The 14,356-nt window shown below is 71.4% G+C and carries 11 protein-coding genes; 2 read left to right on the forward strand and 9 right to left on the reverse strand.

The genetic code is table 11. The features are described 5' to 3' along the window. The first annotated feature begins 16 nt into the window (after positions 1-16). Complete coding sequence (locus tag P0L94_07650) at positions 17-1,006, forward strand: asparaginase (protein WES65939.1); 990 nt, start codon at positions 17-19, stop codon at positions 1,004-1,006. Positions 1,007-1,036: 30 nt separating this feature from the next. Then, positions 1,037-2,140 (forward strand): alanine dehydrogenase, encoded by a 1,104-nt coding sequence (ald, locus tag P0L94_07655; GenBank protein WES65940.1) that lies wholly within the window; start codon positions 1,037-1,039, stop codon positions 2,138-2,140. 29 nt (positions 2,141-2,169) lie between these two features. Here ald and P0L94_07660 read toward each other — a convergent pair whose 3' ends face one another. The 9 genes from P0L94_07660 to atpD form a co-directional block, all read right to left on the reverse strand. Beyond that, a complete protein-coding gene (locus P0L94_07660) occupies positions 2,170-4,983 on the reverse strand; it encodes an FtsK/SpoIIIE domain-containing protein (GenBank protein ID WES65941.1) in 2,814 nt (937 codons plus the stop codon). Positions 4,984-5,049: 66 nt separating this feature from the next. After that, a complete protein-coding gene (locus P0L94_07665; GenBank protein WES65942.1) occupies positions 5,050-5,943 on the reverse strand; it encodes a protein phosphatase 2C domain-containing protein in 894 nt (297 codons plus the stop codon). Positions 5,944-6,017: 74 nt separating this feature from the next. Then, positions 6,018-8,003 carry an ABC transporter ATP-binding protein gene (locus tag P0L94_07670; GenBank protein ID WES65943.1) on the reverse strand — a complete coding sequence of 662 codons (1,986 nt, stop codon included), beginning with the start codon at positions 8,001-8,003 and terminating at the stop codon, positions 6,018-6,020. Then, positions 8,000-9,733, reverse strand: a complete 1,734-nt coding sequence (locus P0L94_07675; protein ID WES65944.1) for an ABC transporter ATP-binding protein — start codon at positions 9,731-9,733, stop codon at positions 8,000-8,002. The genes P0L94_07670 and P0L94_07675 overlap by 4 nt, the downstream gene beginning before the upstream one ends. Positions 9,734-9,850: 117 nt before the next feature. Next, complete coding sequence (locus P0L94_07680) at positions 9,851-10,843, reverse strand: aldo/keto reductase (GenBank protein ID WES65945.1); 993 nt, start codon at positions 10,841-10,843, stop codon at positions 9,851-9,853. Between the two features lie 67 nt (positions 10,844-10,910). After that, positions 10,911-11,666 carry a hypothetical protein gene (locus tag P0L94_07685; protein ID WES65946.1) on the reverse strand — a complete coding sequence of 252 codons (756 nt, stop codon included), beginning with the start codon at positions 11,664-11,666 and terminating at the stop codon, positions 10,911-10,913. Between the two features lie 152 nt (positions 11,667-11,818). Next, positions 11,819-12,568 carry a peroxide stress protein YaaA gene (gene yaaA / locus P0L94_07690; GenBank protein WES66301.1) on the reverse strand — a complete coding sequence of 250 codons (750 nt, stop codon included), beginning with the start codon at positions 12,566-12,568 and terminating at the stop codon, positions 11,819-11,821. 60 nt (positions 12,569-12,628) lie between these two features. Further along, a complete protein-coding gene (locus P0L94_07695; protein WES65947.1) occupies positions 12,629-12,880 on the reverse strand; it encodes a F0F1 ATP synthase subunit epsilon in 252 nt (83 codons plus the stop codon). 11 nt (positions 12,881-12,891) lie between these two features. Next, positions 12,892-14,340, reverse strand: coding sequence for a F0F1 ATP synthase subunit beta (gene atpD / locus P0L94_07700; GenBank protein WES65948.1), 1,449 nt, complete (start codon positions 14,338-14,340; stop codon positions 12,892-12,894). Positions 14,341-14,356 lie beyond the last annotated feature (16 nt).

Consider the following 14,356-nt stretch of genomic DNA (forward strand, 5'->3'; position numbering starts at 1 on the left):
GCGGTAGGCTGACGTGGTGCCGCACACGTTCGCCGTCTCCCAAGCCGTCGAGCTGGCCATGGTCGAACGCAGCGGCTTCGTCGAGTCGCGTCACGCGGGCACGGCGGTCGTGATCTCCCCCGACGGCACGATCGCGGAATCCCTCGGCGATCCGTCGGCGCTGATCCTGCCGCGCTCGACGCTCAAACCCCTGCAGGCCCTCGCGATGCTGTCGGCGGGAGCACCGCTGTCGGGCGAGGCGCTGGGCCTGGCCACGGCGAGCCATTCCGGCACCGACCGCCACGTCGGCGTCGTCCGCGACATCCTGAGCGCCGCGGGTGTCGGCGAGGACGATCTCGGCTGCCCGCCGGCCTGGCCGGGCGATCGGGCGACCCGCGACGAGCTCGTACGCGACCTGGCGGCTCCCGCCCGCGTGCGCATGAACTGCTCGGGCAAGCACGCCGCGATGCTCCTGACGTGCACGACCGCGGGGTGGAGCACGGCGGACTACCTCGACCCGGAGCATCCGCTGCAGGTGCACATCCGGGACGTCGTCGAGCGGCTCGTGGGCGAGAAGGTCGCGGCGACCGCGGTGGACGGGTGCGGTGCGCCCGTGTACGCCATGAGCCTGTTCGGTCTGGCCAAGGCGGTCCACCGCATCGGGACGTCGTCGACCACCTCGCCGTTCGCGCTCCACCGCAACGCGGGAGCCCTCGTCCAGACCGTGCGCGAGCACCCGTGGACGATCGACGGACCCGGGCGCGCCGACACGATCGTCATCGAGCGGCTGGGGCTGTTCGCCAAGCACGGCGCCGAAGGCGTTCTGGTGGCCGTCGCGCCGAATGGCACCACCGTCGCGCTGAAGATCCTCGACGGTGGCGTGCGGGCGGCCCACGTCGTCGCGCTGCGCCTCCTCGAGCGCGCCGGAGCGCTCACCGCCCGGAGCGTCGCCGAGGCGGTGACCGGCCTGTCGACGTCGGTGATGGGCGGCGAGGACGTCGTCGGGGCCATCCGCCCCGTCTTCTAGGCCCCCGCCCGGGGGCGGAAAGGAAACGCGATGAGGATCGGCGTCCCCACCGAGGTGAAGAACAACGAGTTCCGCGTGGCGCTCACCCCCGCGGGGGTCCACGACCTCGTCGTCACCGGCCACGACGTGCTCGTGCAGCGCGGCGCGGGCGCCGGCTCGTCGATGCCCGACGCAGAGTACGACGCGGCGGGTGCGACGCTGTGCGACGACGCCGCCGACGTGTGGTCTCGTTCCGAGCTGCTGCTCAAGGTCAAGGAGCCGGTCGCCAGCGAGTACGGCCACTTCCGCGATGACCTGGTGCTGTTCACCTACTTGCACCTGGCCGCGGACCGGGCGCTGACCGAGCGGCTCGTGGCCGACCGGGTGACCGCGATCGCATACGAGACGGTGCAGCTGCCGGGGGGCGGACTGCCGCTGCTCGCGCCCATGAGCGAGGTCGCCGGCCGGCTCGCGCCGATGGTCGGCGCCACGACGCTCATGCGCTCGGCGGGAGGCCTGGGCCTGCTCATGTCCGGCGTGCCCGGCACCCGGCCCGCGCGCGTGAGTGTCATCGGCGGCGGCGTCGCGGGAGCCAACGCCGCGGTGATCGCCGTCGGGCTCGGCGCGGATGTGACCGTCTTCGACACCAATGTGCAGCGCCTGCGCTATCTCGACGACCACTTCCAGGGGCGGGTGAAGACGGCGGCGTCGAACCCCCTCGACCTGGAGCGCGCGGTCGTGGATTCCGACCTCGTCATCGGATCGGTCCTGATACCTGGTGCGAGGGCGCCCAAGCTCGTCACGAACGAGACGGTGAGCCGGATGCGGCCGGGGTCGGTGCTGGTGGACATCGCGGTCGACCAGGGCGGATGCTTCGAGGACACGCTCCCGACCACGCACGCCGATCCGACCTTCGCCGTCCACGGCAGCGTCTTCTACTGCGTCGCGAACATGCCCGGCGCCGTGCCGAACACCTCGACGTCGGCACTGACCAACGCCACGATCCCCTATGTCCGCCGGATCGCGCGGATGGGGTGGCAGGAGGCGCTGCGGTCGGATCCGGCTCTCGCGGCGGGTCTGAACACCGTCGACGGGGCCGTCGTCAGCGCGGGCGTCGCGGCGGCGCATGGGATGCCGCTCGGCGCCTGGAGCTGACAGGGGCCCCGGGACGTTCACGACCGCACTCATCGCGATGAGGCGTCCCCGGCCGAGAGCATGATCCGCACCGGGTCGGCGCCCGCGCTCAGCACCCACGCTCGCCCGCGTCCGGGCTCGGCGTAGGGCGGGAGCCGTCGCGATCCGGTCAGCAGGCGCATCTCGCCGACGCAGGACGCATCCACGACGAGATCATGGTCGGCGCGGATCTCGCCGAGCACACGCCAATGGCGCTGCCACTGGTCGGGATCGCCCGTCACCACGACAGACGCCGCCGGGTGACCGTGCGCGACGAAGTCGTCGACGGCGACGACGACGCGGCCCGTCTGCTCCCACGTGTGCAGCGCGGCCCGCGCCGCCGGCGATCGCCGGGACACGAACCCCGTCAGCGTGGCGCTCGGCTCCCAGGACGACGGCGGTACGGCGGGCGAGGGCGTCGTCCCGGCGGAGACGGCGACCTGGATGTCGACGCCGTCGAGCACGCCCCGCCCGCGCGGCGCCCCGGCGGCGAACCGCGCCGGATCGCCCCCCGCGGCGAAGTGATCGGCGCGCGTCGCGGTCGCGAGCAGCAGCCGCCGCGGGAACAGATCGGCGAGGCGCGCGACCGCGCCCGCGAGCCGCTGGACGGCGGCGACGACGAGGTGGCCGTCGCGGCCCGCCTCGCGGGCGAGGCGCTCGAACCGCTCGGCGAACTCCTGCGCGTACTCGGGCGGATAGCGGGCGATCAGGGCGTCGAGGTCGTCGGCCACCACGAGCGTGCCCGGGCCCGGACCGTCCTCTTCGAGCCGGACGAGCGCATCCCACGCGAGCTCGGCGGACGGGCCGAGCTGCACGATCCTCTCGACCTGTGCGGCAAGCGTCTCGACCGCGGTGGTGCGGCCCGCCCCCGGCCCGCCGATCACGAGCAGACCACGGTCCGCGATCGTGACGAGCGCGGGCCTCTGGCGCTGGCGGTCCGGTTCGTCGCACAGTCCCAGCACGAGCCCGCCCGCCGCGGGACGGTCGGCGACGAGGTCGTCGAGGCGGATGGCGTCGGGCAGGGGCGGGAGCCAGGGTCGTCGCGGCGCGGGGCCCGCCGCTCGGGCCGCCGCCACCGCGGTGATGTCGTCGGGCGCCGAGAGCGCGATGCGCACGCGGTGGGCGACGGGATCCGCCGCGCGGCGGACGAGAGCGACGCCGCGACCCTCGGCACCGCCGGGGATCTCGGCGGCGTCGTCGCAGCCCACGACCGCCCGGCTGTCGGTCCGGTCGGTCACCCGGAGCGACACGCGGAGGGGGCAGTTGGTCAGCAGCGCGTCGCGGACCACGCCGGCGGCGCGCTGGGTCCCGAGGATCAGGTGCATCCCGAGTGCCCGGCCCCGGGCTGCGATGTCGGTGAACACGGCGTGCAGCTCCGGCTGCGCGGTGAGCAGCGCCGCGAACTCGTCGACGACGATCACGAGCCGCGGCAGGGTCACACGCGGGTCCGACACGTCCCGGGCTCCCGCCGCCGCGAGAGCGGCCTCGCGCCGGCGGATCTCTGCGCGCATGCTCTCGATCGCCCGTCGGGCCCCGGCGGGGTCGAGGTCCGTGATGACGCCCGTCACGTGCGGCAGCCCGCGCAGGGCGTCGAAAGCCGTCCCGCCCTTGAAGTCGGCCAGCAGGAAGCTGACCTCGTCGGTGCCGTGGGCTGCGCCCAGCGCCAGGATCCACGTGATCAGAAGCTCGCTCTTGCCCGAGCCGGTCACGCCCGCGACGATCGCGTGCGGGCCGTCCTCGACGAGGTCCACCGTCGCGGGACCGGCGTCCCCGACGCCGATCGTGGCGGACAGCGTGCCGGATGCCGGCGTTCGCTCGAGTGCGTGGAAGGCGACCGGATGGGACGCGGCGCCGGCGCCGAGCACAGCGCCGGCGCGCGCACCGAGCCGGGCCGCGATCGCACCGGCCTGCGCCGAGCCGACCGCCTCGAGCGCGACCGCCTCGACGTGTCCGGCGTGATCCAGCGAGCCGGCCACCAGTCCGCTCACGCGCAGCAGGACGCCGCACGTCGGCGGGGGCGGCGCACCGGGTGCGACACGAGCGAGCACGATGTCGGCGTCTGCGGGCACGGGCTCCCCCGGTCCCACGATGGCCAGCACCCGGCCGCCCACAGCGCGCCGATGCGGCAGCTGCTCGGTCCACGCGTGCTCCGCCGGCGCACCCATGATGCGCACATCCCCCGGCGGGGCTGCGAGGCACAGCTGCACGGCCAGCCCGCGGACGACCGCGAGCGCGGCGAAGGCCTCGCCGATGACCGCGATGCCCGCGTGAGAGGCGACGACGACCGGCGCGGCGGCCAGGCGCGCCGCGTCGGAGCGGACGACCGCTGCCTCGGGGTCGCCGCGACCACCCGACACGCGCACATCGCTCGGCGCGAATCCCGTCCCGATGACCAGGGTGTCGGCCCGCCCCGCGCCGGCGCGCCACACATCGGCGTCGCCGTCGAGCATGCGCGCGACGTCGGGATGCTCGCGCCATCGCTCCGCGCGCTCGCGCGCGTGGCGGCGCCGGATCTCGTCGACGACGGCCGCGCGCGCATCGGCCGCCTCGAGGCGGGCGCGTCGCCGATCGCGGCGCGCGGTCCGCACGGCGTCGAGCATCGTACCTGCCGCCATCAGCGGCCCGAGGCCCGCGAGCCACAGCGCCAGGGTCGATCCGGTCACGAGCCACATCGCCACGCCGCCGACGACGGGAACGACCGCGACGACGACGGGGATGCCGGGCCGGGACGGCGGCGTCCACGCGTCGGGGAGGGTCAGCGGCTCATCCGGGGCGAGAGGCGCGGTGCGGACGAGACCATCGGGGCGGGAGGAGTGATCGGGCACGGGTCCAGTGAACGCCGTCCGCGGACCGCACCGCCGCGCTCGGCGACGGGGTGTGGAGAAGAGCCCTCAGTCCTCGGCTGGGGAGGAGCCGGTGTCGGGAGATGCGCCTTCGCCGTCCTCGAGGTCCCCCTCGACGGCTGCCGTGTCGCCCGTGCGCGTGACGGATGCGTCATCGGAACCGCCCGCGCCGCCGTCGTGCTCGCCGACGTTGAGCACGATGATCGTGATGTTGTCACGGCCGCCGTTCTCGAGCGCCGCGTCCAGCATCGCCGCGACCGCCTCTCCCGGATCGGCGTGCTCGGCGAGGAAGTGCTTGATGCCGAAGTCGGTGAGCTCCTTCGTGAGACCGTCCGAGCAGATGACGAAGCGGTCTCCCTCGACGACGTCGAGGCGGACGTAGTCGGGCGTGACGCTCTCGGTGGGGCCGACCGCCCGCGTGATGACGTTGCCGTACGGATGGTTCTCGGCCTCTTCGGGGCTCAGGCGGCCCGCGGCCACGAGCTCCTGGACGACGGAGTGGTCGGTGGTGATCTGCACGATGGCGTCGTCGCGCACGAGGTAGACGCGCGAGTCCCCGATGTTCATCGTGACCCAGTGCGGCTCGTCGGCCGACGAGTCGAGGAAGACGCCCGTCACGGTCGTCCCGGTGCCCTCGTCCGTCGTCTCGGGGTGCGAGGCGATGTCGCGGACGGCGCGTTCGAGAGCCTTCTCGATGGTCTGCGACGACACCGTGCCGCTCTCGGCGACGGCCTTCAGCCGCGCGATGGTGCTGGCACTGGCGATCTCGCCGCCCAGGTGCCCGCCCATGCCGTCGGCGACGACGAACAGCGGGAAGCCGGCGAAGACGGCGTCCTGATTGACCTCGCGACGACGTCCCGTGTCGGTCGCAGCCGCCCAGGCGAGCGTCAGCGGGCGCCCGGGAGCGTTCACCGCGTACGTCTCGGTGGATACCTCGGGCACGCCCTTGTCCTCCCCTGGGCCGACGACGGGCCGCCGACCCGGACCGGCCGACGTCTTCACATCCTAGTGGGTGATCACGACCCGTCCGGCGCCACCGGGCCGACGGCGGATGCCGGTGTCAGATCCTCATCGTCGAGCGGCGCCTCGAACTGCGCGTTGTAGAGCCGCCAGTACGCCCCGCGGCGGGCGAGGAGCTCGGCGTGGTCGCCCTGCTCGACGATCGCGCCGTCCTCCATCACCAGGATGAGATCGGCATCGCGGATCGTCGACAGGCGGTGCGCGATCACGAACGCCGTGCGGTCCTCGCGCAGTCTCGACATGGCGCGCTGGATGAGCAGCTCGGTGCGCGTGTCGACCGAGCTCGTCGCCTCGTCGAGGATGAGGATGCGCGGATCGGCGAGGAACGCGCGCGCGATCGTCACCAGCTGCCGCTCCCCCACGCTGAGATTGGCGGCGTCGTCGTCGAGCACCGTGTCGTAGCCGTCCGGGAGCGCGTGGACGAAGCGATCGACGTACGCGGCGGTCGCCGCCTCGAGGATCTCATCCTCGCTCGCCTCCGGCCGGCCGTAGGCGATGTTCTCGCGGATCGTCCCGGCGAACAGCCACGTGTCCTGCAGCACCATGCCCGTGCGCGAGCGCACGTCGTCGCGGGTCATGCGTCGCGTGTCGACCCCGTCGAGGGTGATCGCCCCCGCGTCGACGTCGTAGAAGCGCATGATGAGGTTCACCAGCGTCGTCTTCCCGGCGCCGGTCGGTCCCACGATCGCCACCGTGCTGCCGGGTGTCGCCGCGAGCGACAGGCTCTCGATGAGCGGCTTGTCGGGCGCGTAGCGGAACGACACGTCCGTGAACGCCAGGTGCCCGGCATCGTCCGGAGCCGAGAGGGCGGGGTCGTCGTCGCGCTCCTGCTCGGCCTCGTCGAGCAGCTCGAACACGCGCTCGGCGCTGGCGACGCCGGACTGCAGCAGATTGGCCATGGATCCCAGCTGGCTCAGCGGCTGCGTGAACTGGCGCGAGTACTGGATGAACGCCTGGACGTCGCCGATCGACATGAGGCCGCCCGCCACCTGCAGGCCCCCGATGACGGCGATGGCGACGTAGACGAGGTTCCCGATGAACATCATGGAGGGCATGATGATGCCCGAGACGAACTGCGCGCCGAAACTCGCCCGGTAGAGCTGTTCGTTCTCCACGCGGAATGCGGCCTCGGCGTCTGCCTGATGCCCGAACGTCTTCACGATCGAGTGCCCCGAGAAGGTCTCCTCGACGCGGGCGTTCACGATTCCGGTCGTCTTCCACTGCTGGACGAACAGCTTCTGCGAACGCCGTGCGACGAGCACCGTGATGACGACGGTCAGCGGTATCGTCCCCAGCGCGATGAGGGCCAGCAGCGGCGAGATGATGAACATCATCGTCAGCACGCCGATCACCGTGAGCAGCGACACCACCACCTGCGAGAGCGTCTGCTGCATCGTCTGCCCGATGTTGTCGACGTCGTTCGTGACGCGACTGAGCAGCTCGCCGCGCTGCACGCGATCGAAGTACGACAGCGGCAGCCGGTGGATCTTCTCCTCGACCTGCATGCGAAGGCGGTGCATCGCCCGCTGCACGATGCCGTTGAGGATGCGGGCCTGCAGCCAGCCGAACACGCTGCCGAAGATGTAGATCGCCAACACCGCCAGGACGATCCGCGACAGCGCCTCGAAATCGATGCCGGCGCCGGGCGTGAAGTCCATCGCCCCGAGCATGTCGGCCTGCTCCTGATTGCCGGACGCGATGAGACCGTCGACGACCTGCTCCTTGGTGGCGTCGGCGGGCACCTGCATCGAGATGAACCCGGCGAAGATGATGTTCGTGCCCTCGCCGAGCACCTTGGGGCCGGTCACCGTCAGTGCCACCGACAGCACGCCGAACACGAGGACCATGACCAGGCGCGGCAGATCGGTGCGCAGCGTTCCCAGCAGCCGCCTGGCGCTCGGGCCGAAGTTCTGCGCCTTCTGCGCGGGTGCCTGCGCGCCGCCTCGGCCCATGGGCCCGCCCATCGGGCGCCCGTGGCTCATGCCGCCTCCTCCGCCGCGAGCTGGGATTCGACGATTTCGCGGTAGGTCTCGCACGTGTCCACGAGGTCGTCGTGCCGGCCGATGCCGACGATGCGTCCGTTGTCGAGCACGATGATCTGATCCGCGCCCTGGATCGTGGAGACCCGCTGGGCGACCACGAGGCGCGTGGCACCGGGAAGGCGGCGGTCCAGCGCACGGCGGAGCGCGGCATCCGTGCTGAGGTCGAGCGCCGAGAACGAGTCGTCGAAGATGTACACCGGCGGTCTCTTCACGAGCGCCCGTGCGATCGCGAGCCGCTGACGCTGGCCGCCCGAGACGTTCGTTCCCCCCTGCGCGATGGCGGCGCCCAGGCCTTCGGGCATCGAACGGACGAAGTCCGCCCCCTGCGCGATCTCGAGCGCTTCCCACAGCTCCTCGTCGGTCGCATCCGCTCCGCCGTAGCGGAGATTCGAGGCGATCGTCCCCGAGAACAGGAAGGCCTTCTGCTGCACCAGTCCGATCCGTCCCCACAGACGGTCGGGGTCGTAGTCCCGCACATCCACGCCGTCGACGCGCACGGCTCCCGCGGTCGCGTCGAACAGCCGGGGCACGAGCCCGATCATCGTGCTCTTTCCTGCGCCGGTCGATCCGATCACGGCCGTCGTGGTGCCTGGCTCGACCGTGAAGGTGAGGTCGTGGAGCACCGCCTCGTCGGCGCCCGGGTACGCGAAGTCGACGTGGTCGAACTCGATCCGCCCGAGCGGCTCGGGGGCCTCGGCCGCCTCCGCGGGCGGCGCGACCGAGGGCTCGGTGCCGAGCACCTCGCCGATGCGATCTGCGCACACCGCAGCGCGCGGGATCATCACGAACATGAACGTCGCCATCATCACGCCCATGAGGATCTGCATGAGGTAGGTGAGGAACGCGAAGAGCGTGCCGATCTCGACGCCGTTGTCCTGCACCTGGAACGCCCCGAACCAGATGACCGCGACGCTGGACAGGTTCAGCACGAGCATGACGGCGGGGAACATCATCGCCATGAGGTTGCCGGCGCGCAGCGCGGTGTCCATGACGTCGTCGCTGGCGCGGTCGAAGCGGGCGTGCTCCTCGCGTTCGCGGACGAATGCGCGGACGACGCGGATGCCGGTCAGCTGCTCCCGCATGATCTGGTTCACGCGGTCGATGCGCCTCTGCATCTGGGTGAACGCCGGCACCATGCGCGAGACGATGAGGCCCACGACGATCAGCAGCACGGGAATCGCGACGGCCATCAGCCACGACAGCCCGGCATCCTGCCTGACGGCCATGATGACGCCGCCGATCGCGAGGATCGGCGCGGAGATCATCAGCGTCGCCGAAACCTGCACGAGCATCTGCACCTGCTGCACGTCGTTCGTGTTGCGCGTGATGAGCGACGCGGGGCCGAACTGGCCCACCTCGCGCTGCGAGAACGCGACGACGCGGTGGAACAGGTCCGAGCGCACGTCGCGCCCCAGGCCCATCGCCAGCCGGGACCCGAAGTACACGGCGATGATCGCGCACACGATCTGGACCAGGCTCACCAGCAGCATGACGCCGCCGGTCGACCAGATGTAGGGGATGTCGCCCTTGACCACGCCCTCGTCGATGATGTCCGCGTTGAGCGTCGGAAGCCACAGCGACGCGATCGACTGTGCGAGCTGGAAGACGACGACGGCCACGATGAGGGGCCACGCGGGAGACAGATAGCGGACCAGGAGCTTGCCGAGCACGGACGTCCTTCCCGTGCCCGGGATCGGCGCCTGGGCGCACCGTGCACGCGGTGAAACGCTACGCCCGTGGACCGCTCCGCGACAAACGGTCCTGTTACGCCTGACGCGAACCGGGCGTCACGTGCCGGCGGCCGGGTCCGCCGGCAGCGGAAGGATCGCGTCGATGGCCGCGACGTCGGCGGCGGTGGGCGTCCACGCCGTCGCCGCCGCGGCGTTCGCCTGCACCTGAGACGGGGTGGTCGCGCCGGCGATCACGCTCGTCAGCTCGGGGCGCGCCAGCAGCCAGCCGAACGTCGCCTCGAGCATCGTGATGCCGCGCTCATCGCAGAACGCCCGGTACTCGTCGAGCGCGTCCCACGGAGCGTCGCGCCAGATGTGCTCCCGCTGGCGCATGATGCGCGTGTCGGCGGGGGCCTCGTCCCGGGTGAACTTGCCGGTGAGCAGCCCGTTGTGCAGCGGGAAGAACGGCAGGAACCCGAGCCCGAACCTCCGGGCCGCCGGCAGCACCTCGCGCTCTGCGGCACGCGCCAGGAGGCTGTAGTGGTTCTGAGCGGTCACGAACGGGATGCCGTCCCGCGCGGCGGCCGCGAAGTGCGCTTCGGCGATCTGCCAGCCGCTGAGGTTCGAATGTCCGATGTAGCGGACCTTGCCCTCTCGGACGAGATCTCCGAGCGCGTCGAGCGTCTCCTCGATCGGCGTGTCCGGGTCGGGCACGTGCAGCTGGTACAGGTCGATCCAGTCCGTGCGCAGGCGTCGCAGAGAGCCCTCGACCGCGCGACGGATGTAGGACCGCGAGGCCTTCGCGCCCGACGCCGGATAGCCCATGTCGCGCCCGGGATGCCCGAACTTCGTCGCCAGGATGACCTCGTCGCGACGCCCCTCGAGCGCCTGTCCCATGAGGGTCTCGGACTGACCGGGCTCGCCGCCGTACATGTCGGCCGTGTCGAGGAAGGTCACGCCCGCGTCGATGGCTGCGGCGAGCACGTCCCGGGTGCCGTCGAGGGTCTCGGTGCGGGTTCCGGGCCGCCCGAAGTTGTTGCAGCCGAGGCCGACGGCCGAGACGAGGAGGCCGGACGAGCCGGCGCGGCGGAGGGGAACGGAGGCGGTCATCCCTTCACGCTATCCCGCCGAGCGCGACGACGGCCCCCTCCTTGCGGAGAGGGCCGTCGTCGGTGTCCTACTGCTTGGGCGGCTCGGGCGCGGCGGGCGGCTCCTGCGCGGGCGGCTCGGCAGCGGGCGGCTGCGGGGCCGCGGGCGGCGGAGTCGTCGGCGGAGCCGGGGCGGCCGCCGGAGGAGCCGGCGGGGCCGCCGGAGGAGCGGGGGGCGGTGTGTAGCCGGCGGGCGGGGGCGGCGGCGTGGAGCCTGCCGGCGGCGCCGGGTACCCGGCGGGCGGCTGCGCGGCCGTCTGGCCGGCGGCGGCGGCATCCGGCTGGACCGGCACGCCGTCCCACACCGTGGTGTCCTTCAGGAAGCTGTTGCGCCACGGCGACGGCGCGACGGCCGGGTTCCACGTGTCCTTGCCGAAGGCGAGGATGCCCAGCCAGATCAGGGTGCCCACACCGGGGATGAGCCAGATGAGCAGGTAGGGCCAGTCCTTGCCGAGCTTCAGCCCCACACGCCAGCCCGACAGGACCCAGGCCGCGATTCCGAGGAGCCCCAGGATCCAGCCGATGACGGGGATGTTGCCGAGGATCGCCGATGCGGCGAGGGCGCCCAGCATGACCCACGGGGACAGGTCGCCGAGCTTGGCCATGACCATGGAGTTGTAGATCGGGATCCACGCCCGCCACTTGCCCTGGACGCCGGCCTTGTCGAAGACCTTCATCAGGAACCAAGCGCCGATGACGTATCCGGCGATCGCGAGGATGAACAGGATGGGCAGAAGCACGAGCCAGACGGCGACCCAAGCGCCGTAACCGTAATCGTCGTACACGTAGCAACCTTCCGGGTTTCTGGGGAACGTCGAGACGGGCCTCGCCCCAGTACCGCGGGCCCGTCCGCTCATGCTAGCGACGGCGCGGTCCCTTTGTCAGCGATCTCCCAGGATTGGCGGAGATTGTTCGCGCGGTGTTCTTCCCGCCGCCGTCAGGCGAAGAGCAGCAGCTCGCCGTCCGCACCGTCCCCGATGCGCACGCCCGCGTCGCCCGCCCACGCTGCGAACCCGGAGCGTGATCGGATTCGTGGCCGCTGCTCGGCGAGCATCCGCACGAGCTCGCCTTTCGCGTGCTTGTTGAAGTGGTTCAGCGCGCGGACCGCTCCCCCGCCGTCGTCCGTGACGACGCGCACATAGGCGCTGCGGAGGACGGACGGGACCGGACCGAGCGCCCGATACGCCTCGGAGCGCAGATCGAGCACGAACGCAGGCGCATCGGCGGCGAGGGCAGCCGAGACGGCATCCGCCCACACCCTCTTCAGGGGCGGGATGCCGGGCAGAGACGTGCCGGCCGCGAGCCGGTAGCCCGGGATGGGATCGAGAGCGCCGACGGGACCGAACGGCGCCGAGTGGATGAGCACGTGACGGCCGAGCCATCGACGCGCCGCGGCGCCCAGCCCGGCGGCGTCCAGCGCGTCGTAGAGAACGCCCGTGTATCGGTCGACCGCGGCCATCGTCGGCGCCGTGCGCAGTGCTGCGTTGGCGGCGACGTCCGGTCGCTGCTTCGCGCTGAGCTTGAGCACGCGCGCGGCGGCGTCCTCGTCGGCGCTCAGCGCGACGAGGGCATCGGCGACGGCGGCTCGCTGCGGCGCGAGCGCCGCCAGCGCCAGCGTGTCGAACGCCAGCGGGGCTCCGGCCCCGCCGGGGCGCTTCGTCTCGGAGGGGGGAAGGAGGATCAGCATCGTCACCGGGCATGGGAGTGCGCCGCCCGGCGAACCGGACGGCGCACTCTCATATGCTCGTCAGGAGATCAGCGCCGCGTTGCCGGCCACGATCGTCAGTTCGTCGCCCTCCATCGAGAGGAAGCCGTCCTGTGCGTTGGCGATGACCTTCGACCCCGAGGTCTCGGTGATGCGCACCTGACCCTCGGCGAGGATCGCCAGCACCGGCTCGTGACCGGGCATGAACCCGATCTCGCCCTCGACGGTCTTCGCGACCACGAGCGAGGCCTCGCCCGACCAGACCTCCGCGTCGGCGGAGACCAGACTCACCATGAGCGGCATGATCAGCCGTTCTCCTTCTGGATCTTGGCCCAGTTCTCCTCGACGTCCGAGATGCCTCCGACGTTGAAGAACGCCTGCTCGGCGACGTGGTCGAAATCGCCCTTGACGATGGCGTCGAACGACTCGATCGTCTCCTTGATCGGGACGGTCGAGCCCTCGACACCGGTGAACTTCTTCGCCATGTAGGTGTTCTGCGACAGGAACTGCTGGATGCGGCGCGCGCGCGACACGACGACCTTGTCCTCTTCGGAGAGCTCGTCGACACCGAGGATCGCGATGATCTCCTGCAGCTCCTTGTTCTTCTGCAGGATCTGCTTCACGGCGGTGGCCACGCGGTAGTGGTCGGCGCCGATGTAGCGCGGGTCGAGGATGCGGCTCGTCGAGGCGAGCGGGTCCACGGCCGGGTACAGACCCTTCGATGCGATCTCACGCGAGAGCTCGGTGGTGGCGTCGAGGTGGGCGAACGTGGTCGCCGGAGCCGGGTCGGTGTAGTCGTCGGCGGGCACGTAGATCGCCTGCAGCGAGGTGATCGAGTGACCGCGGGTCGACGTGATGCGCTCCTGAAGCACGCCCATCTCGTCGGCGAGGTTCGGCTGATAGCCCACGGCGGAGGGCATGCGGCCCAGCAGCGTCGAGACCTCGGAGCCTGCCTGCGTGAAGCGGAAGATGTTGTCGATGAACAGCAGCACGTCCTGCTTCTGGACGTCGCGGAAGTACTCCGCCATCGTCAGCGCCGACAGGGCGACGCGAAGACGCGTCCCCGGCGGCTCGTCCATCTGACCGAACACCAGGGCGGTCTTGTCGAAGACGCCGGCCTCGTCCATCTCGTGGATGAGGTCGTTGCCCTCACGCGTGCGCTCGCCGACGCCCGCGAACACCGACACGCCGCCGTGGTCCTGCGCGACGCGCTGGATCATCTCCTGGATGAGGACGGTCTTGCCGACACCCGCACCGCCGAAGAGGCCGATCTTTCCACCCTGCACGTACGGGGTGAGCAGGTCGATGACCTTGATGCCGGTCTCGAACATCTGGGTCTTCGACTCGAGCTGGTCGAAGCTCGGTGCCTGGCGGTGGATGCCCCAGCGCTCGGTGACCTCGATGGTCTCTCCAGGCTCGGCGTTCAGCACCTCGCCGGTCACGTCGAACACGCGACCCTTGGTCACGTCGCCGACCGGGACCGAGATCTGGGCGCCGGTGTCGCGCACCTCCTGGCCGCGGACGATGCCGTCCGTGGGCTTGAGGGCGATCGCGCGGACGAGGTCGTCGCCGAGGTGCTGAGCGACCTCGAGGGTGATCTCGGTCGACTCCTCGCCGATCGTGATCGTCGTCTTCAGCGCGTTGTAGATGTCGGGGATCGAGTCGTGCGGGAACTCGATGTCGACGACCGGGCCGGTGACGCGGGCGACGCGCCCGGCGACCGCGGTCTCGGTCTTCTCAGCGGTGAGGCTCATGGCTTCTTCTCTTTCG

The sequence above is a fragment of the Microbacter sp. GSS18 genome (assembly GCA_029319145.1).
Lineage (GTDB): Bacteria > Actinomycetota > Actinomycetes > Actinomycetales > Microbacteriaceae > Microbacterium.